The following is a 21,774-nucleotide window of genomic DNA, read 5'->3' on the forward strand; positions in this document are numbered from 1 at the left end:
GGTCCTTGAAGGACCAGGAGACCCGTCCATGCAGACCCAGCTACCGCCCGTCCAGCCCGATCCGGCCTTGCCCGGCTGACGAAAAACCCCGCCTCCCGGGCGGGTCAGTCTAGCGCCGAAACAGATGGCGGCTTTGCCTATTCGGCCCGCCTTTTATGATGCGTGTCTTCCTGCGTATTGCCGCGCTTGATGGTGCGGTCTCCCGTGGAATTGTCGTAAAATTTCGGCGGCGGGGTCGCCGCTTCGCGCTTTTCGCTGATCGGGGTTTCATGCGGATCCACCGGGGCGCCCCGGGTCTTCACCCGTCCCTCGATGATTGCCTTTTGCTGCTCGCGCGTGCGGGGACCCTGACCGGTCTTTTCAGTGCCGCGGGTCTGGTGATTGCTCTGTTGCATGGCCCATATCCTCCTCGTGCCGGGGTCTATGAAACCCAACGGAGGCAGGGGCCATGGGGTTGCCCATTGTGACCGGCGCGGCGTTCACGAGCCGAGGAGCGCCACGGTCCGTCCATCCTCATGGCCGCCATTGAAAGCGCTGAGCGCAGCGCGGAACAGGCGATGCTCGGGCAGGGCCCGGGCAAACAGCGTCATGGAGGAAATGAACTTCCTGTCGTCCGGCGCGCCGAAAACGCTTTTGAGATCGCGCGGCGCCACCCCACCGGGCGCATGCAGCAGCACCGCCTCGGTGCATTCGTCCAGCCGCGCCCCCAAAATCGGGTGCGCCGCATAGGCCTGCGCCTCTGCCAGGTCATGCAGGGCATAACGTTTCGAGGTTTCGCTCTGCCCCAGCCCGGCAAGCTGGGGGAAAATGAACCACATCCAATGGGTCTGTTTCCGCCCGGCGCGCAATTCGTGCAGCGCCGTGGGATAGATCTGGTCCTGCGCGGCAAGGAATTTGGCGATCATGGCGCCGTGGCTGCCGGTCATGGCTCGTCCTCCCCTCGTTCCGTTGATCGATCCTAACCCGAAATCGGCCCCGGCCCAACCTGGCGGCTCAATCGCTCCGGCGGGTCAGCATCCAGTTAAAGTCCAGCGTCCCCAAATGCCCCCAGAGCCGCAGCCACATCGGCATCATCATTTCCTGGGCGCGGGCGCTCTCGATAGGCCCCAGATCGATGATTTCCCGCCAGCCGAAACCGGCCAGCATCTCGCGCACGCTCTTTTTGGCATCGGCATCATTGCCCGAAAGAAAAATGACATGCTCGCCCGGCAGGCGCGCCGGATCGACCATGACATTGGCATTGACCGTACAGAGCGTCTTGACCACAAGCGCCTCGGGAAAGGCCCGCTGGATGGCCTCGCCCAGGCTGTCCGTATTGGCCAGCGAGAGCACCGGCGGCTTCTGCGAAAAATCCAGCGCATTGGAAATGTCGATCAGCACCTTGCCCGCAAGGTTCTCCGCCCCAGCCTGGTTCAGCGCCTCAAGCGCATGGGCGCCGCTCGTGGCATTGATCACCACATCGCCAAAACGCGCCGCCCGGGCAAAATCCATCGCCTCTCCACCGGTTTCTGCGGCAAAGGCCCGGGCCTTCTCATTGCCCATCTCCCGCGCCCCCATGGCCACCTCATGGCCCAGCGCCCGCAGCTTCCGCGCCAGCGCCTGCCCCACCATGCCTGTTCCCAGCACTGCATAACGCATGATCGTCTCCCTCCGGTCCGTCGGGTCAATGTGGGGTCACGGCCGGAGCCAGGCAAGGGCGGGCCCTTGCCCGCCGATCATTGGCTATGGCCGGTTCAGGCTCGCCGGATCGAACCGCCAAGGCTGGTCGATGCCGCCAGCGTATTGGAAATGGTGCCATATCTGCGCACATTGGTGTGCAGCAGCTCGAGCCGCCTGTCGGGTTCCGGGCTGTCCACGATCAGCTCATAGGTTATGGCGGTGATCATGGGCGGGCTGTCCTGCCGCTCGGCTTCGAGGCGCACCTCGACCCCCGAAAAGTCAAAGCCAAGCATCGGCGCGGCGCGCTCCACCCCCTTGATCATGCAGGCGGCCAGGGCCGAAAGCAGCAGCTCCACCGGGTTAAGCGCATCCTCGCGTCCCTCGAGCGAGGTGTCGAGGCTCACCTGCGCCTCCCGCACCCCGCTGATACTGCCATGGGCGTCGATCCGGCGGGCGGAAATGGCATAGTGCAGCATGACGCGCTCCTCAGACTGTCGATTCACTCTAGCCCCGACCGGGCCTGGGAGCTTGATCGAGCGCAAATTGGGGGCGAGCACGATACGCGGATACCCCTTATGGGCACCAAAACCCGTAAAGCGCTCAATCTACTCCTCCCCCTATCAGGCGGAGGTTGGGTGGGGGTATTCTTCTTGTTACCACTGATCTCGCGCACAACCCCGGCTGTCACCCCGGCGAAAGCCGGGGCCCATCGTGAGGTCTCGCCATCTGCACCCTGCCGAGCGTTCTGCGCGCGCGGCCCCATCTCAGGCTGGGCCTCGGGTCAGGTCCGGGGTGACAGCCGGTGGGTGTTGACGAGGTGGGAGCCTGCTGCAGTATTGCGCTCAATGTGCTGCTCCCTCCTTCAGGGGAGGCCGGATGGGCGTGTTCTTCCTACTGCCCGGTGCTACGATCAGAGGGTAGGAGCCCCCATGGACGATCCCGTTACTTTCGCCCGCCAACTCCGCCGCGAGCAAACCGCACCCGAACGGAAGCAGGAATCCACTGGCGACGGAGGCTCCCATCGACGCTATTAGGTCGACTTCGTCTGCAAAAGCGGCGAGCGGCCGAAGACAAACTTGGAGCCACGCGATGATCGCGTGCTGCGATTCACCAATGGTGTGGTGATGGGGTAGCTTGAGCGCGTGCGCGTCGCCATTGGCGGTCTTGGCGAACCTTGTTCGTCATCAAGACACTGAGGAGGGAGCAATCGAATTCACCAATGCTTAGCAATCGAAAACCTTCCTATTTTGCAGATGCCACGGTTTAACCACGTCTCACGGTGTCCCAAAATCTGCCTTTAGGACACCTTAGGAGTTTTGGTGCGTTTTCTTGTTGCGGGCTTTTGTTCGTCATCTACGGACTTGCCTAGTAATTCGACCGACGTTTCCTCTGCCAGCAATCGTCTCCGCTCTTCCCGCGCAAAAAAACTTTGACCTTCTTTGTTGAGGAAGTAACGTCTGTATGGTTTGCCTGGAATTCTTTCATTGTCAGCTAACCCATGCGCTTGCAACTTTGGCAAAAGGGTGAAGTATAGAAATCTGGCGCCTTCATGCATTCCGTATTCGTTGAATACGCCGGTTATGATCGCGTCTCGATTGTCATAAGCGCATTTATAGGCATTAGTATCAAAACTTTTACCTCCCGCCGCCTCGGCGGGAACGGTCAATTTTATGCTAGAAAGTATTTTCTTAAGAATAGCATCTTGTTCTTCCATGGCTTTGGAACTGGAATTGATTTTTTCTCCATTAACTTCTTCTAACCTCTTTTGTAGCGCTGAGTTTTCCTCACGAAGCGCAGAAATTTCCGTGTTAAGCTTTGTAATATCTCCGGCGGTGTCAGCGCGCACCCACCCTATGACCCGAGCGTCGTCGGCGAAGTCAGCTAGGCTTTCATATACCGAAAGCTTGATGTCCTTCTCATCATCGACGAACGCAGAGAGTTTTGTCAGAACCTTTTCTCGAAACGCCTTTAGTTTAAGTGGCGCTACACCTTCAGTCATGCTCAGGCCCTGAAGTTTGACCTTTTCCTCTACCCATCTTTCGCTCAGAACTAACGAAAATAGCGGAACATTTTTGTCTAGTGCATAATTATATTCAAGCTCTGTATAGCTAATTTGTGTTGAATCCTCAATTGAGCCGTATCTTCCTCCCAGTATCAACAAGTATACATCGCTTTCATCTATCCATTTTTTGATCACATCCATTTGCGATTGGTCGCCGGAAGTAAACAGCTCCATCCCTGCCGGTATGTGGCCTGATTTTAGAATTGCTTCCACCGCTGCCTGTCGCTCGTCTCGTAGGTCGGTGAACGTGCTCGAGACAAATACCTGCAGCTTTCGGTTTTTGGATCGTATCATCAGTGCGCCTCATCCCAGTTCTTGGCCGCATGCGCATCCACGTGGATCGGCACCGTCAGCCGCACCGCTGGCTCCGCCGCGCCTTCCATCACTTGTCTGATCACCGGAATGGCCTGATCCTCCGTCCCTTCCGGCACCTCAAAAATCAATTCGTCATGCACCTGCAGCAGCATGTCGGCCTCGACGCCGGCCTTTTTCAGCTCAGGCTCCATGCGGATCATGGCGCGGCGGATGATGTCGGCGGCTGAGCCCTGGATGGGGGCGTTGATCGAGGCGCGTTCGACAAAGGCGCGTTCGCTCGGATTGCCCGAATTGGCATTGGGGAACTGGATCTTGCGGCCGAAAATGGTCATCACATGCCCATCGGCTTTCACCTTCACCTTCTGGGCGTCCATATAGTCCTTGATGCCCGGGAAGCGCTCGAAATAGGTCTTGATATAGTCCCCGGCCACGCTGCGCTCGATGCCCAGTTGATTGGCGAGGCCAAAGGCGGAAATGCCGTAGATGATGCCGAAATTGATCGCCTTGGCGCGGCGGCGCACATCGCTCGGCATGCCTTCCACCGGCACATTGAACATTTCGCTCGCCGTCATGGCGTGAATGTCCAGCCCCTCCTCGAACGCATCCTTGAGCGCCTGGATATCGGCAATATGGGCCAGGACGCGCAATTCGATCTGGCTATAGTCCGCCGAAATCAGGGTCTTGCCTTCGGGTGCAACAAAGGCCGAGCGAATTTTGCGTCCATCCTCGGTGCGCACCGGAATATTTTGCAGGTTCGGATCGTTGGACGAGAGCCGCCCGGTCAAGACCGAAGCCTGCGAATAGGAGGTGTGCACCCGCCCGGTGCGCGGATTGATATAGGTGGGCAGGGCATCGGTATAGGTGCCCTTGAGCTTGGTCAGCTGGCGCCAGTCGACAATAGTGCGGGCCAGCGGAATGCCCTTGGCGGCCAGGTCCTCGAGCACATCGGCCCCGGTCGACCAGGCGCCGGTCTTGGTCTTGGTGCCGCCTTCAAGCCCCATCTTGTCGAATAGGATTTCGCCAAGCTGCTTGGGCGAGCCAAGGTTGAATGTCTGCCCGGCCAGTTCATGCGCCTCAGCCTCGAACGCTGCCGCGCGCTGGGCGAAATCGCCTGAAAGCCGGGCCAGAATTTGCCGGTCAACCGTTATGCCGCGCGCTTCCATCCGCGCCAGAACCGGCGCCAGTGGCCGCTCGATGGTTTCATAAAGCGCGGTGGCGTTTTCCGCGGCCAGGCGCGGTTTCAGCACATGCCAGAGCCGAAGGGTTATATCGGCATCCTCGGCGGCATAGCGGGCCGCCTGGGCGATTTCGAGCTGGTCGAAGCTCTTCTGGTTCTTGCCGGTGCCGGCGAGCTCTGAATAGGTGATGGTCTTGTGATCGAGCCAATGGTCGGCCAGCACATCCATGCCATTATAGCGCGGGCCATCCAGCGCATAGGAAATGAGCATGGTGTCGTCGATCGGCGCCATGGTGACGCCATAGCGCTCCAGCACCTCCATGTCATATTTGACATTCTGGCCGATCTTGAGAATGGCAGGGTCCTGCAGCACGCGCTTCAAGGCTTCGAGCACGAAGCCGATGGGCAACTGCCCCTCGACGAGGCCCCCGCCACCGAGCAGGTCGCCCGGCTTCTGGTGGCCCACCGGAATATAGCAGCCCTCACCCATTTCGGTGGAGAGGCACACGCCGACCAGATCGGCCATTTGCGGGTCGAGCCCGGTGGTTTCGGTATCCACCGCCACATGGCCCTTGTCGGCGATTTTAGCAATCCAGGCCTCGAGCTGCTCCGGCGTCGTCACGATCTCATAGGCGTCGTAATTGACCGGGATGGCTTTGACGCGCTGATGCTCCTCGGCGGCATGACGGGCCGGGCCGGAGCCGGGCACCATATTGGCCGCAAGCTTGGCCTTGGCCACCGAAAGCGAGGTCGATTTCTGCGGCGCCCCGGGCACCGGGCTTTCCTTATTGGCCGCGAGGTCCGGATCGGCCTCGAATTCGTCCGGATTGGCCTCAAGCAGCGTCGCCAGCCGCTTGGTGATGGTGGCAAATTCCATCGCCTTCAAAAACGGGAACAGCGCCGAAGGGCTCATCGGCTGGCGGATCAGCCCATCGAGGGCGATCTCGACCGGCACCTTCTGCTCCAGCGTCACCAATTGCTTGGAAACACGCGCCAGATCGGCATTCTCGATCAGCTTCTGCCGCCGCGCCGGCTGCTTGATTTCCTCGGCCCGCGACAGCAGGGTTTCAAGATCGCCATAGGTGTTGATCAGCTCGGCCGCCGTTTTGACGCCGATGCCCGGCACGCCCGGCACATTGTCGACACTGTCGCCGCACAGCGCCTGCACATCGATCACCTTGTCCGGCGTCACCCCGAACTTGGTCATCACCTCATCGGGCCCGATCCACCTCAGCGGCGGCTGGCCGGGGCGGGGAATAGTGTCGAGCAGGCGGATCGAGCCATCGGGCTCCACCAATTGCATCAGGTCCTTGTCCGAGGAGGCAATGGTGACCTTGTAGCCCGCATCGCGCGCCATCACCGCATAGGTGGCCATGATGTCGTCGGCCTCCCAGCCCTCCATTTCGATCGAGGGAATGGAAAAGGCGCGCGTGGCCGAGCGGGTGAGGGGAAATTGCGGCACCAGCTCTTCGGGCGCGGGCGGGCGCTGGGCCTTGTATTGGGGATAGATATCGTCGCGGAAGGTCTTGCCCTTGGCGTCGAAAATCACCGCCATATGGGTGGGCGCGTCATCGCCATCCATGTCCTGGGTGAGCTTGTAGAGCATGTTGCAGAACCCCTGCACACAGCCCACCGGCAGTCCGTCGGACTTGCGGCTCAGGGGGGGCAGGGCGTGGAAGGCGCGGAAAATATAGCCCGAGCCATCGACGAGCAGCAGATGCATTTGGCGATTCCCTTATAGCGGTCGGCGGCGACTCTATCGCCTCAGGCGCCAGGATGGCACCCATTTCTGACCGGATATGTCAGCAGTCTCACGCGGAAAAATCCCCATGGACCAACCTTGGCCACTTTCATAGGCTAGGCGATCTGGATCGCGCGGAGGGCGGCTCGCCTGTCGCGGCGGTCACCCGCGGCCGAAAGGACACATTCGTGCAAACCAGCCCGCCCAAGGGCCACGGCGCCACCATTCTCGTGGTGGATGACGATGCCTTGATTGCATTGAATATGGTCGATGTCCTGATCGAATTGGGACACACGGCCCTGGGCGCCTTTTCCGGCAGCCAGGCTCTCGCCCTTATGCAGGCGGAGATCGATATTTCCGCGCTCATCACCGATTATGCCATGCCCGGCATGAATGGCATCGAACTGGCCAGCGCCGCGCGCCGCTTGCGGCCCGGCCTGCCCATCCTCCTGGCGACCGGCTATGACGAAGTGCCCGACGCGGCCGGCCACGATTTCATCCAGCTCAAAAAGCCTTTCCACGAGGCCGAATTGAGCGGGTGCCTGGCCCAGGTGCTGGCGCCGACGACGGAAATCTAGCGCAGCCCGCTTTTTTCCAATAGGCCCAGCCGCTTGGCGTCGTAATAATAGCCGCGGGCATAAAACTGCACCGCGCGATCGTCATTGCCGCCCGCTGTCATATAAGCGCCAGCCAGGTAGCGCACCGCATAGCGCAGATTGGTTTCCGCATCGAGCAGGCCGGACGCCTCGCCGCGATAGCCCATGCCGCGCGCCGTAGCGTGCGATATCTGCATCAGCCCGTAATACGGCCCGTTGCGCGCCGCCGGATTATAGCCGCTTTCGCGCACGATCACCCGCCGCACCAGATGTTCGGGTACGTCATATTGGCTTGCATAATGCGCAATCAGCCCATCGAGCGCCCCGCGCTCCGAGCCGGCATAGCCGAGCAGCATTGCGCCCGCCGCGGGGGGCACATTGGCGGCCTTGGGCACATGGCCGGCGGGCGTGGCTTCGACAGGGGCAAAGCTGGCAATGGCGGCCGTCGCCGATTTATTGCCGGGCATGGGCTTGATGCCGGCCATGGAACAGCCGGCCAGCACCAGCGCCATGGCCAGGGAACCTGCAATGGAAAGCGGCCGCGCCGTCATGGCTCTACCTCTATATGCCAAACCTGTCCCTCTCTTCCGCCCGCTACGCGGCAAACACGGCGGCTTGATGGCGGAAATGCGACCGGGGCGCAAGTGTGAGCGGCCCCAAGGCCGGTCTGGCCGGGATTGCGGCGCAAAACTTTACATCCCCGCTCAAGGCCTTAGACTTGGGCTTCGCCGTCGTGCGTTCGCGGTCCATGCCTGACCGTTCTGCCGCTTCGCCTCATTGTTGCCGAGCGGCACTTTGCGCGACTGACCACAAGAGCCCTCACGAGCGAGGGTCAGACAAAATCTGAAAGGCTCGTCCCATGACCACTGCCACTACCGGCGACACCGTGCGCATTCACTACTCCGGCCGCCTGACCGACGGTACCCAGTTCGATACTTCCGAAGGCCGGGCGCCGCTGGAGTTCACCCTTGGCCAGGGCCAGGTGATCAAGGGGCTCGAGGCCCATGTGACCGGCATGGAAACCGGCGCCAAGAGCACCGTCACCATCCCCGTCGACGAGGCCTATGGCCCGCGCCGCGACGATGCCATCCAGCAGCTCGACCGCGCCAAGGTGCCCGAGGGCATTGCGCTCGAAGTGGGCACCCAGCTCCAGGCCCGCACCGCCGATGGCGGCATGCTGCCCATCACCGTTGTGGGCGTGGACGACCAATCTGTCACCGTCGACGCCAACCACCCCCTCGCCGGCAAGGACCTGGTCTTCGACGTCGAACTGGTTGAGGTCGTTAAGGCTGCGTAGCCGGTCTTTCGAAGAAAGACGCAAGGCTCCGGTGGAGCCTTGCGAGGCAAGCAGGCCATGAGAGCTATGCTCGAATGGCGGGTAGTCACCCGTTCCGCGCAGCGGATGAAAGGCTCCGGTGGAGCCTTGCGAGGCAAGCAGGCCATGAGCGCTACGCGCGAATGGCGGGTAGCGGCTTTGACAACTCTCGCACAACGCAACGCTGTCACCCCGGGCTTGACCCGGGGCCGATCTCCGATTGGCCGAACCCACAGAGAGCGCGGATATATATCAGGCTAGGCCCCGGCTGGAGTTTATCCTCGGGCGCGAAGCGACCCGTGGGCCGGGGTGACAGGCGGTGGTCATCACCAGGTGCCCGTTGGCCCCGCGCAATTGAGCAGTACCAATCCCCGCCACGGCGGGGATTTTTGTCTCGATACCCCTCACCCGATCCGCCCCAGATAGGGCGGAAACACATCGGTACAGGTTTCACAAAGGTGCCGCGTCAAAACCTCTCCCCCCCCCCTTCTTCAGGGGGAGGTAACGGCGCTTGGCCGTCAGGCCGTAGCGAAGTTGGGAGGGGGTGCATCGCACTCAGGGACCAGCTGATGGTGTCAGCTTGTGCTGATCGTTCGTCCGGTCATCGCGGAGTTAAATATCGGTCGTCACCCTCTACTCGCCCGCAATGGGCAAGGCAGGCGGTGGCGAGGGGCCAAGGAACAGCGTTGGTCATCGGCGGGAAAGGGGTGGGTAGGGGACTGTCGAGTTCTGGCTGAAAACCCACAGATGCAGACTCGGCAAACAGGCTATGGCAACTCCGAGTATCTGCGATTAATTCATGGGCTGCGGCATTTTGAGAACGTCAGGGCCTACCCCATGCCGTGAGGGAGAACTCGACTTTGAGTGAAATATTGTTTCTCGTATTCTCTTTGGGTTTAGCGGCCAGTATTACCGCAATCTATCGCGTGGCCAAGCGGTCTGGCGTTGGATTTGACAGCCCAATTGAGATAAGCAGGTTGCCGAAGGATCAGAGGGTCGACAAAAGAGCCAAATTCTTGCGAGCATTGTTTGATCCGGAGCGGAAATTAGATCTGTTTTTGCTGGCTTCTGGCTTCATATCATCACTTGCCGCGATTGTAACTTTGGACATTTTGGTGTAAATTTATTCTAAATGATCTTGGCGGGAGCATGGCAGAGCCATCGTCCTGGCAGGTTTTGGACACAATCCTCGAATCCCGGTTTGACTGGTATGGGGTCGCTAGCAGACCCCTTCTTTCCACAGAACACCACCTCACCCCGGCACCACAAACCCCTCCCGCATTTCCGCCGCCTTTACCCGGCTCACGCATCCCTCGGCGTGGTCATTGACCAGGCCCATGGCCTGCATGAAGGCAAAGACCGTGGTGGGGCCGACAAATTTCCAGCCGCGCTTTTTGAGCGCCTTGGACAGAGCAATCGATTCAGGCGATGTCGTCTGGCTTTGCGGCGGGGCCGGGCTTTTGGCCTCATAGCGCCAGACAAAGGCGGCGATGGACCCGGCCTCGGCGATCAGCTCCTGCGCCCGCGCCGCATTGTTGATCACCGCTTCGATCTTGCCCCTGTGGCGCACAATGCCCTTGTCGGCCAGCAGCCGGTCCATGTCCTTTTCGGTAAAGGCGGCGACCTTGTCGATCTCGAAATCGGCAAAGCCGGCGCGAAAGGCCTCGCGCTTGTTCAAAATCGTCCGCCAGCTCAGGCCAGACTGGAAGCCTTCAAGGCTGAGCTTCTCGAACAATCGCTGGTCGTCGCCCACCGGAAAGCCCCACTCATGATCGTGATAGGGCACAAATTCGGGCGCCCCACCGCACCAGCGGCAACGCGGTAGGCCATCGGGCGCTTCAAACAGGCTCATGCTGTCTCCAAAAGAAAATCCAGTCCGGCTGCGGCGCGGGCCGGCGCAATTTCGATAATTTCCGGCTGCACCACGCCGCCGCTGACAAAAGGGTCCGCCGCGACGCGCCGGTCCAGAGCCGCCCGGTCCAGCCCATGCGCCAGGATCGCCCCGCCACCATCCGGCTTGAGACTGCCCCAGAGCCAGAAGATACCGTCCGCGAGCCCCTGTTCCAGCCAGGCCTTGTGTCCGGCCACGAGGTCGCCGGGGCGGGCGCCGCCCGGCAGCGGCTTGAGCAGCACCATGAACATGATCATTCTCCTCCTGTCAGGGCTTGGCAGCAGCGGCCTTTGCGGTCACCGCATCGATCCAGTCTTCCATGGCCGCCATTTCCCGGGCGACGAATTCCGGGTCGCGATAGGCGGTATAGAGCACCGCCACACCCTGGCTGCGCATCAATAGATGCAGCGCCGGAGCCTCGGCATCAGCGCAGCCCAGGGCGGCAAATTGTTCGGCCAGCCAGTCGCGGAACAGGTCGAACAGCGCCACGGCCGGCCCCCGCGCCTCATGCATGAGCTTGCTCAATTCCGTGGCCAGCGATCCGATCGGGCAGCCATAGCGCATGATCTTGTCGCCATTGACTTCCAGAATGCGCACAAAGGCCGAAAGGCGGGCGCGCGGGTTCGGATTGTCCGCGCTCCACTGCGCCAGCAGGGCCTTGCGCTCCGCCAACCGCCGGTCGATCACCGCCGCCAGGATCTCGTCCTTGCTTTTGAAGTGATAGTAGAAATTGCCGCGGGCAATGTTCACCGCCGCCGCGATATCGGCAAACGATGTGTGCTCGAACCCGCCCTGATAAAACAGCCGGTCCGCCTCGGCGACAATCTCGGCTTTCGTCTCGGCACCGCGCATTTCGGGCCTCTCTGTTCACACATCGTTCATCAAGCCAGCCCAGGACCCCGGCTCGCAGGATTTAGGTCGACTGGCCTAATAAATAGGACGAATGACCTAATCTGTCAAACGCTTGCATTTGCCTGGTTGCGCAGACGCAGGCCTTCGACTAGTTTGCGCCCGTTCCACCGGGCAACAGCCCGATTCCGGCCTGCACCCGTAGCTCAGCTGGATAGAGCGCTGCCCTCCGAAGGCAAGATGGGGGCGGGGGTGCTCCATTTTCGTCAGACGGCGAGTGCGCCCCTGTATTGGTTGCTTCCTACCCATTTCCGCCCGCCCTTGGCCAGACCTTGCCAATGGCGCTTGTCAACCAAGGGCGTTTTCCTCGGTAAGTTTTGCCGAATATGCCCAAAGCCTGGTGGCCTCCTCGGTGTCTATGGCATGGGGTTTGACGCCCGGTTCGCCATCCGCGCGGGAAACCGGTGCGATGTCGCAGTCCTCACAGTAGACGCCACCGATCACGTTGAGGCGAGGATTAGTCGCGGCCCAGACCTGGGTGGCTGCCCCCTGTTCCGGCGTCTTGAAGGTCGAATCTGCGAGATTGCCGTCTGTGTCGATCCAGCCGGCGGCCACCATCTCCTCTTTGCCGAGATGCCTTTGAAGGGGTGTCAGAATTGCACCGGGATGCAGCGAATAGCTCCTAATACCGGCGTCGCGGCCCAATTCGTCCAGCTTGACCGCGAAAAGGACGTTGGCGGTCTTGGACTGACCATAGGCCTGCCATTTGTCGTATCCGGTCTCAAAGTGAATATCATTCCAGCGCATGCCCGTTATCCCATGGCCGCCGGAAGAAACCGAGACGACGCGGGCAGCGTCCGAGAACGCGCTCCAGATGCGATTGATCAGCACATAATGGCCAAGATGGTTGACGGCGAATTGGGCCTCCCAGCCCGGGCCGACCCGGGTCTCGGGGCAGGCCATGATACCCGCATCCAAAATCGCCATGTGGATCCGTCGACCGGTCATGGCAATCTCTTGCGCGGCGGAGCGTACGCTATCCAGGTCTGCCAGGTCCATGGGCAGAATATCGACATTGGTGACGCCCGCGAGGGCGCGCCGCGCTACCTCGGGGCGGCGTGCGGGTACGATGATACTGGCTCCGGCGCGCGAAAGCGCTTTTACGGTCTCCAGGCCCAGTCCTGAATAGCCGCCAGTGACCAGGGCCACCTTTCCGCCGAGGTCAATCCCCGCAAGGACGTCTTCGGCGGTCGAACGCTTGTCAAACCCTGATCCGATGGGATGCTGCCTGTCGCTCATCGTCTTTCTCCCTATGGCGTCTACGCATGTGCCACCTTGGTCATATTGACCGAAGAGTGTACGATCCATATCCCTTGCGCTTGATTTCTTTTGCGATCGTCCAACATGGTCTCAGATCCGCTCTCCGAAGCTTTGGCATTGCTCCGGCCCAAGAGCTGGATCAGCGCTGGCCTGGACGCGGCGGGTCCCTGGGCCATGACCTTTGGTCCGCCCGACGGGATCAAGTTCAATGCCGTGCTCAGGGGCTCATGCTGGCTTCGGGTCGGAGAGGGCGAGCCCATCGCGCTGTCGCGGGGCGACTGTTTCCTGCTGACGCAGCCGCTGCCATTCGTGCTGGCGAGCGCCCTCGACCAGGAGCCGATAGATGCCGGCCCGATCTATGCGGCGGCGACAGACGGGATCGCACAGGTCAATGGCGGCGGAGACTTTTTCCTGATTGGCGGGCGCTTCTCCTTCGAGGAGGAATATGCCCGCCTCTTCTTTCGCGGCCTTCCTCCTGTCGTGCACACCCGATCCGACACTGCCCAGTCCCGGGTCCTGCGCTGGGCATTGGACCAGTTGGCCCTGGAAGTTGCCGCGCGCGAAGCCGGTGCGCAATTAATGTCCAATCTGCTCGCCCAGGTCATGCTCGTCCAGGTGCTGCGCCTGCACCTGAGCCGAAGCGACCCACACACGCCGGGCTGGATGAAGGCGCTTGCGGATCGGCGGATCGGGCCGGCCGTGCGGGCCATGCACGCCGACCTGACGCGTCGGTGGACCGTATCGGACCTGGCGCAGGAGGCCGCCATGTCCCGTTCAGCCTTTGCGGCGCGGTTCATGGATGTCGTCGGGATCTCGCCGGTGAGCTATCTCTCGCGATGGCGCATGCTGGTCGCCAGTGAGCGGTTGAAGCGGACCGATCAGCCCATCGGTACCATTGCTTTTGCGGTCGGATATGAGTCGGAAGCTGCCTTCAGCGTCGCGTTTTCGCGCATAATGGGGCGTTCGCCACGCGCCTATCGCCGGGAGGCGGCCAATCGGCCTTCGGGCTGGTCGGGGAACGACTAGCCCAGTGCTAGCCATCGTCGGCATAGATCCAACAGTGCCTGTCGTTGATGCTCTACCGCGGCCTTGTCTGCGAAGACGGCAATGCCACGATCCGGCGCCGACCATCTGGCAAGCCCCTCAGGATCGGCGAAGGTGAAGCCCTCCGCATTTTGGACCTTGGCGCCGCGGTGCAGGACGAGCCGAACGCCGCCCCGACGCTCCAGCCCCAGCGTGATCCGGTCTGCGCCGTCCTTAGCAAAACTGGGTGCGTTCCACTTGATGCTCTCTGTCAGATTACCATCGGCGGCAAGAATGATCTCCCTGAGTGTATCCACGGCGGCAAGTAGACCTGGATCGAGGCCTTGTCGGAATTCGTCCAGCGTCACGACATCTCCCATCTGACCATTCGGCCTGGTGCAAGCTGGCCGGGTCCATGAGGCCAGAACTTTTTTGATCCTTGTTCTTCCTGGCGACGGATGCAAGACGAATGGTCATTCCGGGGGACTCTTCGCTCTCCCTCCGATGAACCAGACCCACCATGTGATGAAATTTCGTCAGGCGCGATCCGTTTTGGTCTGTCGGGTCGTCATTGCAATGACGTGTCCTGCTGGACCGTCGCAGATGTTCGGATGTCATCACATGGAGACTACCATGCACACGACCACCAGACCGTCGACCGGACTGACACTTATCAACCTGCTCAAGGTCGCCTCGGCTCATCACAATGAGCTCATTTCGCTTCTAAGCGAGAATATCGAAGCGGTCGTCAAGCAACTCCCGGGGTGGAGAGAGAGCGCACTCCTGGTCAGTGAAGACGGACACTCCGTAGTGATCTCCTCGCAGTGGCAGTCGGCAGCCCATGTCGAAGCGATGAGGGCCGATCCGCGGATGCAGGCCTCTCTCAACAAGGTTCGTGCGCTGGCGTCCTTTGAGTCGGTTCTTGGTCATCTCGTTCCAACCGATGCACGCAACGCGATAGATGCGGAGGTATGAACTGATGCGAGACAAGATGTCAGTTCTGGTCGTCGGCGGCAGTACTGGCCTCGGGCGAGCCATGGCAGAGGAATTGCTTTGCCGTGGAGCGGCGGTAGCCGTGATCGGCCGGGACCACGATCGGCTCCGCGACATGGTCGGTCTAGGGGCCAGCGTCATCGCCGGAGACGCCACGGACGCAGGTCTGATAGATGACGCGATTGTGGCACTCCGCCCATCCGTACTCATCCTGAATGCCGGCGCGCGCCTGCCTATGGGGGCGATCGACACACTGTCATTCGAGGCATTTTCCGTCATTTGGAACACAGATGTGCGCATTGGCCTCCTCGGCGTTCAGGCGGCGTTGAAGACCCCAATGCTCCCGGGATCCCGGGTCCTCATCATGTCCAGTGGTGCAGCAATGGTTCTGGGCGTGCCGTATATCCCGCCTGAAAGTCTGCGCCTCTCCGGCGGCTATGTCGGCGCCAAGCGCATGCTCTGGTTCATGGCCCACAGCGCCAATGCCGTGTCGCGCGAGCGTAACCTCGGCATCCATTTTCAGGTTCTGCTTCCGTCCCAATTGATGGCGGGAACCGAGCTGGGACGTGCCGTCGCTTCGGCCTATGCCGGCCTCGAAGGCATCGGCGTCGAGGACTATCTGCTCAAGCGATACGGCCCGGCATTGCAGCCCCACGAAGTGGGCGCGCAGGTTGCCGACATTCTGTGCGACCCGCAATACCGTTCCGGGGTAGCCTATGCGCTGATGAAGGACCAGGGACCGGTGGGAGTGGATATGGGATGAACGAAGTCGAGTTCGGTCGACTGCTCACCGATCATAGACCGGCCCTTCACCGCTATTGCGCGCGCATGACCGGCTCCACCATCGATGGTGAGGATGTGGTTCAAGATGTGCTCATCCGGGCGCTGAAAGCGCATGCGGCGGGTGCGGCGGTCGAGAACCATGCGGCGTGGCTCTTCCGCGTCGCCCACAATGTCTGTCTCGATTTTCTCAGGATGCGGTCGCGGCGCAATCATCTTGAACTGACTGAGCAATTGCAGATCGAGGAGAGAGCGACGGCACCGGAAGTCATGTCCTACAGTTTCCGCACGTTCCTGCGTCTTCCCGAACTCCAGCGGGCCGCTGTCATCCTGAAAGACGTCCTGGGTCATTCGACCGATGAGATTGCCGCTATTGCGGGCTGCAGCGCGGCGGCGGCCAAGTCCGCCCTGCAGCGCGGTCGGGCCGCGTTACGGACATTGGCGGACAACCTGGAAGACGCGCACGTGCCCCCGATGTCCGAGGATGAGCGGCGGCGCCTGCACGAATTCGTCACCATGTTTCGTGCTGGCAATTTTGATGCCGTGCGGCGAATGCTGGCGGACGATGTCCGGCTCGATCTTGTCGCCAGGCTTGAGCTGCGCGGGCGAGACAAGATCGAACCCTATTTCGCCAGATATGCGGAAGCGCCGCATTGGCGGTTCAGCGCCGGCGCCATTGACGGACGCCTGGTCATGCTCGTTTTCGATATGCGGCAAGCGTCGGAAAAGCCCAGCCATTATGTCGAGGTGGCGTGGCGGGACCGGCGCATTGCGTTCATCAGGGATTCCCTGTTCACGCCCTATGCGATGGAAGCCGCCAAATGGCTGCAATTGGGGTAGGCCAAAGTTGCCGCCCGTCCGCCAGCCGGCTTGAGGTGCCCCGCTATTGACCACCCAGCCAACGATCCCAGCGCCGCTGTACCCTATATTCGACGCGAGCGTCGCGACGCGCATCGACCCATGGGGCGGCTGCCGGCAAGCGCTGGTAGACCGTGGTGACCGGAACCGGGGTCGCAGGCGTAGTATAGTAGTAGATGTAGTTCGCCGAGACCCAACCGCGACGATCGGCCCAGACAATGTCGCACCAGGGCGAGCCCGATATGCAGCCGATGATGGTCACCGGCTGGCTGGCCGGGATTGCCACGATGACCTGATACTGGGTTCCCGGCCCGCTACGCATGTTGACCGCTGCGGTAGTGGCTCCTGGATTGGCCATGGCGGTGGTCGCCGAGATGGCGAGCGCGGCGACGGCGAGTAGAAGCTGCTTTGCTTTCATGGTGATCTCCCTGTTGAGCGGGGGAAGGATTGCGCATCTGCGAAAACCGAAGATGAGCGCATTGTAACGAAGTGTAGCGGTCGCAAGGGCGCGCGCGACAGATCCCATCGCTGACAGGTGTCGATCACCGCCTGCCGCGCCCTCTCGAGCTGCAGCGCGATCAGCGGGAAGCGGGACCGGGTGACGAAGATGCCGTACAAGCCGCTTTCGCGGTCGATCCGCGCGCAAGAACCGAGCGCTAAGAGCTAGGCGCCACGGATCATGGTTGTCGTCGGATTGTCGCCGCACCTTGCATTACCGCAAGCTCGCGATGATCGATCATGTCGTCCCCATTGCTGTCAGCCAAGGCGAAGAGGTCGTCGCGGCCGGCGACAAACTCGTCCCGGCTCACACGCCCATCCTGATCCAGGTCAAGCGACGCCATTAGGTGCCTGAGGCGTTCGTCCGTTTTGCGCCAGGCGAAGGGCCATCCAGTAGCGTCTTCGGAGGAGAGGTAATGGTCGCGGTTGCGGTCAAGTCGTGTGAAGAGCCGTGCGCGCGCCTCGGCGAATTCCTGCCGCGTGACACGGCCGTCCGCGTTGAGATCGGCGCGCATCACCAGACGCGTAATGTCTCGCTCCTGAGCCAAGGCAGCGTGGACCAAGGCCGCTAACAGGCCGGTCGCAGCCGCGAGTGCAACAATCTTGATGGTCGGCTTTGGCATCCCCTGGACCTCTGTGTGGGTAGAGACCACTGACCTACACAAGTCCTGCAGCTCGGCGACGACCGGCGTGTTTCCGATTGCAACAAAGTGTAACGCGGCCATTCAGGGCTTGCCTCGACCGCATCCGACACCAGATTCTATCGGCCAACGAGAATAGGCCATGCATGATCGAACGCAGCTACATCGCCGTTGTGGAGGACGATCCCGAGATCCGCGCGCTGGTCAGCAACCTGCTCACGCGCGAGGGATTTGAGGTTGGCGCCTGCGAGGGCGCGGTTGATCTCGACCGGCTGCTCGGCCGGCGCCGTGTCGATCTGGTAGTGCTCGACCTGATGCTGGAGGGCGAAGACGGACTGTCCATCTGCCGGCGGCTCCAGGCCGGCGACCTTCCGGTGCCGGTGCTGATGGTGACCGCAAAGGGCGATGATGTCGACCGGATCGTCGGGCTGGAGCTTGGCGCCGACGACTATCTACCCAAGCCGTTCAACCCCCGCGAGCTGGTCGCCCGCGTGCGGGCCATCCTGCGCCGGACACGCTCGGCCCATCGGCCGGCTGCCATGGCCGGCCGGGTCTACCGCTTTGCCGGATGGACGCTCGATGCCGGCTCGCGCCAATTAGAGGACCACCAGAAAAATCCGGTCGAACTGACAGGTGGCGAGTTCGATCTGCTCATCGCCCTGCTTGCCCGTCCCCAAAGGGTGCTCACCCGGGACCAACTGCTCGATTGGACCCGAGGGCGGGACGCCAATCCCTATGATCGCACGATCGACGTGCAGTTGAGCCGCCTGCGACGTAAACTCGGCGACAATGCCAAGAGCCCGGGAATGATCCGGACGGTACGCGGCGGCGGTTATCTTTTCGCGCCGCAGGTCGAGGAGGCGGAACGCTGAATATGCGTCGGCTCCTCAACGGCCTTGTGTTCCGCATCGCAGCACTATTTCTTCTCGGTGCTTTGGTCCTGCAGGCCGCCATCGTGGCGGCCGTGCTCTGGCCGGACGACCGGCCAATGGCGTTCCGCCTGGTTGACCCTGCCGAGGTCTTGGAGATCGTGCGCGCACTCGAGGCGGTAGCGCCCGATCAGAGGGATGCGGTCATCGCAGCCGTCAACAACGGGGCGGTGGCGGTCAGGCTCCTTCCAGCATTCCCGGCTGACGGCCCGCAGGAACCCGGTCTCCTGTCCGGTGCTGGAGTTGAGAGCCGGCTCATACGGTCCACTGGCGCGTTCGGGGGCCGGCGTTTCCGCGTCGAGACGAGCGATAGTGGGCCTACCGGCGACGCGTTGCAAGCTCCGTTCATGCTGTTCGTTGAGCTGCGAACCGGCCAGGCTCTGGCCATTGCGCGAGAGCCGGTGATCCTGCGCACCATCGCATCGCGCTATATGGCCATTGCAGCCGTCGTCGTAGCGGTTCTGCTGGCAATCCTGCTCATCCTGACCTGGCAGGTGGTCCGGCCCGTTTCCCGGCTTGTGGCCGCCACCCATGCCCTTCGCGAGGACATCGCCGCGCCGGATGTGATCGCAGCCGGCGCCAGCGAACTCAAGGAATTGGCGGTGGCCTTCAACGCTATGAAGCACCGGATTGGGGGTCTCGTCGCCGATCGAACCCGCGCACTTGCCGCTATTGCGCACGACCTGCGAACCTATCTCACCCGTTTGCGGCTACGGGCCGATTTCATCGAGGATGCTGAGCAACGCGCCAAGGCCATCCACGACCTCACCGAAATGGAGCAACTTCTCGACGATGTGCTCCTATTCGCGCGCGACGATGTCAGAAACGAACAGCCCATACCGGTCATAGACATCCGGTCTGAGGTCGAGGATTACATCCGTCTCCGGCGCGAAGTGGGTGAGCCTGTGGCCCTTCTCGCAGGCCACGGGCCTCTCCTCTGCCGATGTCCGCCGCTCGCTTTCCGCCGCATGCTGGGCAACCTGATCGACAATGCGATCCGCTATGGCAAAAGCGCCAGGGTGGAGCTTGGTGAGGCCGATGGCGTGCTTTTGACGGTCGACGATGACGGTCCCGGCATTCCCTTTGCCTTGGCCGAACGGCTCGCTCAGCCCTTCGAGCGGCTGGAACCGTCGCGCGGGCGCCGGACGGGTGGCGCTGGCCTCGGCCTTGCCATCGTCAAGGCGCTGGCCGAGAGCAATGGCGGATCGCTTATGCTCGAAAACCGAGCCGGCGGCGGCCTGCGCGCCAGCCTGCGCCTCCCCAACGCCTGACCGAGAGGAAAAATTCCCGCTGATCGTAGGTACGGCCCGGCGCCCCGGCCCCCGAGCGCCTGGTCACGGCCTGAACGTCGGCGCCGTAGCGGGTGTCATGTGGGTCGCAAAACCTTGCACGATCAGGTCTTGCTCGAAGATCAACACCTCATTGGCCACCCGGCCCTCCTGATTAACGAAGTTGATGGTCAGACAATCCACACCTTCATAGGCGCCGAGGATATCGAAGTGCAGATTGGGGATACGGCGCAGGCCCTCGCTCCAGTAGTGGCGAAGCGCCGCCTTCCAGCGGCCGTAAGCCGGCGGACGAACTAAAGCGTCTTGGAGAGAAAGCTGCGGCTGCGGCCCTTGGGGAAGTCGGGCAGCGCGCCAAAGACCCGATAGCCTGCCCTTTCATAAACATTCAGGGCCTGTGGGTTGAACGTGTCGATATAGGCGCCGCGGCAGCCGCGCCTGATGGCCTCGGCCTCCGCGGCAGCCAGCATCTGGCCGGCAAGGCCCTGGCCGCGGTGGCTCTCAGCTACGAACAGCCATTGCACATAGAGCCAGCCCCAGGCGGTATAGCCCGATATGCCGGCAACGATCAGCCCTTTACCGTCGCGCACCAGAACAGCCAGGGCCTTGCGCTCGGCCGGGCCGACATCGGCCTGGTTGAATGCAGCCAGAGCTGAGCCGATGGCCTCAAGGTCCTCCTGGTCCGGGGTGTCCGTCACTTCCAGGGTGGGCGCGCGCATGGCTCAGGCTGCCAATAGACCACCGGTCAGGGGATATGGCGCCCCGGTGGTGGTGGGAAAGCTGATCGGCAGGCTGCGCATGACGCGGACGGCGAGGAAGGCAAAGCATTCCGCTTCGATCGCGTCGCCACGCCAGCCGACGGCTTCGGCCGGAACGGCTTCGACAGCGGCGCGGGTGCCGAGCATGGCCATGACGGCCGGATTATGCCGCCCGCCACCGCAGACCACCAGCTTTTCGGGGCGTTGCGGAAGGAGGTCGAGCGCTTTTCCCACAGCTCCCGTCGTGAAGGCCGTCAGCGTCGCTGCGCCGTCTTCGACGCTCAGGCCATCGGCCATGGTGGAGAGGAAGTCGAAGCGGTCGAGCGATTTCGGATAGGGGGCGGAGAGATAGCGATGGGTCAGAAGGCGGGCGAGGCGCTCTTCATCGACCTTGCCGCGCAGGGCCATTTCGCCATTCCGGTCCATATCGCCAAGACCGTGCGCTTTGATGAAGTCATTGATCGGCGCATTGGCCGGGCCGGTATCGAAGGCGATCAGCGTGTCGGTACCATCCCAGAAGGTGACATTGGCGACCCCGCCAAGATTGAGAACGGCGGTCTTGCCATCAGTGGCCCCGACCTTCCTGAGCAATGCCTGATGATAGAGCGCGGCCAAGGGCGCACCTTGGCCGCCGGCCTGCACATCGGCTGAGCGGAAATCGTAAGCAACTCTGATACCGGTCAGGGCATGCATGAGTGCGCCATTGCCGAGCTGCCGGGTGGCGCCGATGCGGCCCGGTTGCGGCGCGCGATGCAGAACCGACTGGCCGTGGAAACCGATAATGCCAATGTCCTCGGGCTTGAGGCCGGCCTGAGCCACGAGGTCGAGCACTGCGGCCGACTGGGCGCGGGTCAGTGCATCCTCGGCTTCTGCGAAAATGGCAGGCTCCGGGCCCTCAAAATTCCACTTACGCGCCTGCGCCAGGGTTTGTTCGAGCAGGTCGCGGATCGATTGCGGGTAGGGCGCTAGCGTATAGGCACCGAACTCTTCGATGGTTTCGCCGTCGGTGCGTAGCAGCGCCACGTCGATATTGCCGTCGAGCACAGTGCCCGTCATCAGTCCAACGGCCCAGATCGGCTCCAT

23 protein-coding genes and 1 pseudogene are annotated in these 21,774 nt (G+C 62.0%); 8 read left to right on the forward strand and 16 right to left on the reverse strand.

Translation table 11 applies throughout. The features are described from left to right. Positions 1 to 137: 137 nt before the first annotated feature. The 6 genes from V8Z65_RS00730 to polA all read right to left on the reverse strand — a co-directional run bounded on the left by V8Z65_RS00730 (position 138) and on the right by polA (position 6,936). Entirely contained in the window at positions 138 to 395 is a 258-nt protein-coding gene (locus V8Z65_RS00730) for a hypothetical protein (RefSeq protein ID WP_338721887.1), read from the reverse strand. 84 nt (positions 396 to 479) lie between these two features. Then, positions 480 to 926, reverse strand: coding sequence for a DUF1810 domain-containing protein (locus V8Z65_RS00735; RefSeq protein WP_338721888.1), 447 nt, complete (start codon positions 924 to 926; stop codon positions 480 to 482). Between the two features lie 67 nt (positions 927 to 993). Further along, positions 994 to 1,638, reverse strand: coding sequence for an NAD(P)-binding domain-containing protein (locus V8Z65_RS00740; RefSeq protein WP_338721890.1), 645 nt, complete (start codon positions 1,636 to 1,638; stop codon positions 994 to 996). Positions 1,639 to 1,733: 95 nt separating this feature from the next. After that, positions 1,734 to 2,135 (reverse strand): OsmC family protein, encoded by a 402-nt coding sequence (locus tag V8Z65_RS00745; protein ID WP_338721891.1) that lies wholly within the window; start codon positions 2,133 to 2,135, stop codon positions 1,734 to 1,736. An 821-nt stretch (positions 2,136 to 2,956) separates the two neighbouring features. Further along, a complete protein-coding gene (locus tag V8Z65_RS00750) occupies positions 2,957 to 4,015 on the reverse strand; it encodes a DUF4062 domain-containing protein (protein ID WP_338721893.1) in 1,059 nt (352 codons plus the stop codon). After that, a complete protein-coding gene (polA, locus tag V8Z65_RS00755; RefSeq protein ID WP_338721894.1) occupies positions 4,015 to 6,936 on the reverse strand; it encodes a DNA polymerase I in 2,922 nt (973 codons plus the stop codon). Before polA ends, V8Z65_RS00750 begins: the two co-directional genes overlap by 1 nt. 206 nt (positions 6,937 to 7,142) lie before the next feature. Here polA and V8Z65_RS00760 point away from each other — a divergent pair, with 206 nt between their 5' ends. Beyond that, a complete protein-coding gene (locus V8Z65_RS00760; RefSeq protein ID WP_338721895.1) occupies positions 7,143 to 7,532 on the forward strand; it encodes a response regulator in 390 nt (129 codons plus the stop codon). Here the strand turns inward: V8Z65_RS00760 and V8Z65_RS00765 are convergent. Then, positions 7,529 to 7,870 (reverse strand): annotated as a pseudogene (locus V8Z65_RS00765) (lytic transglycosylase domain-containing protein); the annotation flags it as partial. The gene V8Z65_RS00760 and the pseudogene V8Z65_RS00765 sit on opposite strands and share 4 nt — an antisense overlap. Positions 7,871 to 8,409: 539 nt before the next feature. On the opposite strand from V8Z65_RS00765, the gene V8Z65_RS00770 reads away from it, so the two are divergent. After that, positions 8,410 to 8,847: a peptidylprolyl isomerase gene (locus V8Z65_RS00770; protein ID WP_338721897.1), complete on the forward strand. Its 438-nt coding sequence runs from the start codon at positions 8,410 to 8,412 to the stop codon at positions 8,845 to 8,847. A gap of 1,270 nt (positions 8,848 to 10,117) precedes the next feature. On the opposite strand, the gene V8Z65_RS00775 is transcribed toward V8Z65_RS00770, so the two are convergent. The 4 genes from V8Z65_RS00775 to V8Z65_RS00790 all read right to left on the reverse strand — a co-directional run bounded on the left by V8Z65_RS00775 (position 10,118) and on the right by V8Z65_RS00790 (position 12,904). After that, complete coding sequence (locus V8Z65_RS00775) at positions 10,118 to 10,717, reverse strand: DNA-3-methyladenine glycosylase I (protein ID WP_338721898.1); 600 nt, start codon at positions 10,715 to 10,717, stop codon at positions 10,118 to 10,120. Then, the gene (locus V8Z65_RS00780) at positions 10,714 to 11,007 is read right to left on the reverse strand and encodes a hypothetical protein (RefSeq protein WP_338721900.1); all 294 of its coding nucleotides are present in this window, start codon (positions 11,005 to 11,007) and stop codon (positions 10,714 to 10,716) included. The genes V8Z65_RS00775 and V8Z65_RS00780 overlap by 4 nt, the downstream gene beginning before the upstream one ends. A gap of 16 nt (positions 11,008 to 11,023) precedes the next feature. Further along, on the reverse strand, positions 11,024 to 11,608 hold the full coding sequence (locus V8Z65_RS00785; RefSeq protein ID WP_338721902.1) for a TetR/AcrR family transcriptional regulator: 585 nt from the start codon (positions 11,606 to 11,608) through the stop codon (positions 11,024 to 11,026). Positions 11,609 to 11,953: 345 nt separating this feature from the next. After that, the gene (locus V8Z65_RS00790; RefSeq protein ID WP_338721903.1) at positions 11,954 to 12,904 is read right to left on the reverse strand and encodes an SDR family NAD(P)-dependent oxidoreductase; all 951 of its coding nucleotides are present in this window, start codon (positions 12,902 to 12,904) and stop codon (positions 11,954 to 11,956) included. 105 nt (positions 12,905 to 13,009) lie between these two features. Here V8Z65_RS00790 and V8Z65_RS00795 point away from each other — a divergent pair, with 105 nt between their 5' ends. Next, a complete protein-coding gene (locus tag V8Z65_RS00795) occupies positions 13,010 to 13,951 on the forward strand; it encodes an AraC family transcriptional regulator (protein ID WP_338721905.1) in 942 nt (313 codons plus the stop codon). Here V8Z65_RS00795 and V8Z65_RS00800 read toward each other — a convergent pair. Beyond that, positions 13,948 to 14,316, reverse strand: a complete 369-nt coding sequence (locus V8Z65_RS00800) for a DUF1801 domain-containing protein (protein WP_338721906.1) — start codon at positions 14,314 to 14,316, stop codon at positions 13,948 to 13,950. The two genes, V8Z65_RS00795 and V8Z65_RS00800, sit on opposite strands and share 4 nt — an antisense overlap. Before the next feature lie 265 nt (positions 14,317 to 14,581). Between V8Z65_RS00800 and V8Z65_RS00805 the strand changes: the two genes are divergently transcribed. The 3 genes from V8Z65_RS00805 to V8Z65_RS00815 are packed head-to-tail and all read left to right on the forward strand — an operon-like array spanning position 14,582 to position 16,561. After that, the gene (locus tag V8Z65_RS00805; RefSeq protein WP_338721907.1) at positions 14,582 to 14,923 is read left to right on the forward strand and encodes an antibiotic biosynthesis monooxygenase; all 342 of its coding nucleotides are present in this window, start codon (positions 14,582 to 14,584) and stop codon (positions 14,921 to 14,923) included. 4 nt (positions 14,924 to 14,927) lie between these two features. Next, entirely contained in the window at positions 14,928 to 15,704 is a 777-nt protein-coding gene (locus tag V8Z65_RS00810; protein WP_338721908.1) for an SDR family oxidoreductase, read from the forward strand. Next, on the forward strand, positions 15,701 to 16,561 hold the full coding sequence (locus V8Z65_RS00815) for a sigma-70 family RNA polymerase sigma factor (RefSeq protein WP_338721909.1): 861 nt from the start codon (positions 15,701 to 15,703) through the stop codon (positions 16,559 to 16,561). Before V8Z65_RS00810 ends, V8Z65_RS00815 begins: the two co-directional genes overlap by 4 nt. A gap of 43 nt (positions 16,562 to 16,604) precedes the next feature. On the opposite strand, the gene V8Z65_RS00820 is transcribed toward V8Z65_RS00815, so the two are convergent. Together V8Z65_RS00820 and V8Z65_RS00825 are read right to left on the reverse strand one after the other, a co-directional pair. Further along, positions 16,605 to 16,997: an SH3 domain-containing protein gene (locus V8Z65_RS00820; RefSeq protein WP_338721910.1), complete on the reverse strand. Its 393-nt coding sequence runs from the start codon at positions 16,995 to 16,997 to the stop codon at positions 16,605 to 16,607. 259 nt (positions 16,998 to 17,256) lie between these two features. After that, positions 17,257 to 17,802, reverse strand: coding sequence for an EF-hand domain-containing protein (locus V8Z65_RS00825; RefSeq protein WP_338721911.1), 546 nt, complete (start codon positions 17,800 to 17,802; stop codon positions 17,257 to 17,259). Positions 17,803 to 17,864: 62 nt separating this feature from the next. On the opposite strand from V8Z65_RS00825, the gene V8Z65_RS00830 reads away from it, so the two are divergent. Then, complete coding sequence (locus tag V8Z65_RS00830; RefSeq protein WP_338721913.1) at positions 17,865 to 18,590, forward strand: response regulator; 726 nt, start codon at positions 17,865 to 17,867, stop codon at positions 18,588 to 18,590. 2 nt (positions 18,591 to 18,592) lie between these two features. Further along, positions 18,593 to 19,918, forward strand: coding sequence for an ATP-binding protein (locus V8Z65_RS00835; RefSeq protein WP_338721915.1), 1,326 nt, complete (start codon positions 18,593 to 18,595; stop codon positions 19,916 to 19,918). Between the two features lie 311 nt (positions 19,919 to 20,229). On the opposite strand, the gene V8Z65_RS00840 is transcribed toward V8Z65_RS00835, so the two are convergent. Together V8Z65_RS00840 and V8Z65_RS00845 are read right to left on the reverse strand one after the other, a co-directional pair. Next, complete coding sequence (locus V8Z65_RS00840; RefSeq protein WP_338721916.1) at positions 20,230 to 20,652, reverse strand: GNAT family N-acetyltransferase; 423 nt, start codon at positions 20,650 to 20,652, stop codon at positions 20,230 to 20,232. 3 nt (positions 20,653 to 20,655) lie between these two features. After that, complete coding sequence (locus V8Z65_RS00845; RefSeq protein WP_338724089.1) at positions 20,656 to 21,774, reverse strand: anhydro-N-acetylmuramic acid kinase; 1,119 nt, start codon at positions 21,772 to 21,774, stop codon at positions 20,656 to 20,658.

The sequence above is a fragment of the Devosia sp. XK-2 genome (assembly GCF_037113415.1).
Classification (GTDB): domain Bacteria; phylum Pseudomonadota; class Alphaproteobacteria; order Rhizobiales; family Devosiaceae; genus Devosia.

Coding starts and splice junctions, on each gene's coding strand:
- V8Z65_RS00730 (WP_338721887.1), bottom strand. CDS start 395: ATGCAACAGAGCAATCACCAGACCCGCGGCACTGAAAAGACCGGTCAG.
- V8Z65_RS00735 (WP_338721888.1), bottom strand. CDS start 926: ATGACCGGCAGCCACGGCGCCATGATCGCCAAATTCCTTGCCGCGCAG.
- V8Z65_RS00740 (WP_338721890.1), bottom strand. CDS start 1,638: ATGCGTTATGCAGTGCTGGGAACAGGCATGGTGGGGCAGGCGCTGGCG.
- V8Z65_RS00745 (WP_338721891.1), bottom strand. CDS start 2,135: ATGCTGCACTATGCCATTTCCGCCCGCCGGATCGACGCCCATGGCAGT.
- V8Z65_RS00750 (WP_338721893.1), bottom strand. CDS start 4,015: ATGATACGATCCAAAAACCGAAAGCTGCAGGTATTTGTCTCGAGCACG.
- polA (WP_338721894.1), bottom strand. CDS start 6,936: ATGCATCTGCTGCTCGTCGATGGCTCGGGCTATATTTTCCGCGCCTTC.
- V8Z65_RS00770 (WP_338721897.1), top strand. CDS start 8,410: ATGACCACTGCCACTACCGGCGACACCGTGCGCATTCACTACTCCGGC.
- V8Z65_RS00775 (WP_338721898.1), bottom strand. CDS start 10,717: ATGAGCCTGTTTGAAGCGCCCGATGGCCTACCGCGTTGCCGCTGGTGC.
- V8Z65_RS00780 (WP_338721900.1), bottom strand. CDS start 11,007: ATGTTCATGGTGCTGCTCAAGCCGCTGCCGGGCGGCGCCCGCCCCGGC.
- V8Z65_RS00785 (WP_338721902.1), bottom strand. CDS start 11,608: ATGCGCGGTGCCGAGACGAAAGCCGAGATTGTCGCCGAGGCGGACCGG.
- V8Z65_RS00790 (WP_338721903.1), bottom strand. CDS start 12,904: ATGAGCGACAGGCAGCATCCCATCGGATCAGGGTTTGACAAGCGTTCG.
- V8Z65_RS00795 (WP_338721905.1), top strand. CDS start 13,010: ATGGTCTCAGATCCGCTCTCCGAAGCTTTGGCATTGCTCCGGCCCAAG.
- V8Z65_RS00805 (WP_338721907.1), top strand. CDS start 14,582: ATGCACACGACCACCAGACCGTCGACCGGACTGACACTTATCAACCTG.
- V8Z65_RS00810 (WP_338721908.1), top strand. CDS start 14,928: ATGCGAGACAAGATGTCAGTTCTGGTCGTCGGCGGCAGTACTGGCCTC.
- V8Z65_RS00815 (WP_338721909.1), top strand. CDS start 15,701: ATGAACGAAGTCGAGTTCGGTCGACTGCTCACCGATCATAGACCGGCC.
- V8Z65_RS00820 (WP_338721910.1), bottom strand. CDS start 16,997: ATGAAAGCAAAGCAGCTTCTACTCGCCGTCGCCGCGCTCGCCATCTCG.
- V8Z65_RS00825 (WP_338721911.1), bottom strand. CDS start 17,802: ATGGCCGCGTTACACTTTGTTGCAATCGGAAACACGCCGGTCGTCGCC.
- V8Z65_RS00830 (WP_338721913.1), top strand. CDS start 17,865: ATGATCGAACGCAGCTACATCGCCGTTGTGGAGGACGATCCCGAGATC.
- V8Z65_RS00835 (WP_338721915.1), top strand. CDS start 18,593: ATGCGTCGGCTCCTCAACGGCCTTGTGTTCCGCATCGCAGCACTATTT.
- V8Z65_RS00840 (WP_338721916.1), bottom strand. CDS start 20,652: ATGCGCGCGCCCACCCTGGAAGTGACGGACACCCCGGACCAGGAGGAC.
- V8Z65_RS00845 (WP_338724089.1), bottom strand. CDS start 21,774: ATGGAGCCGATCTGGGCCGTTGGACTGATGACGGGCACTGTGCTCGAC.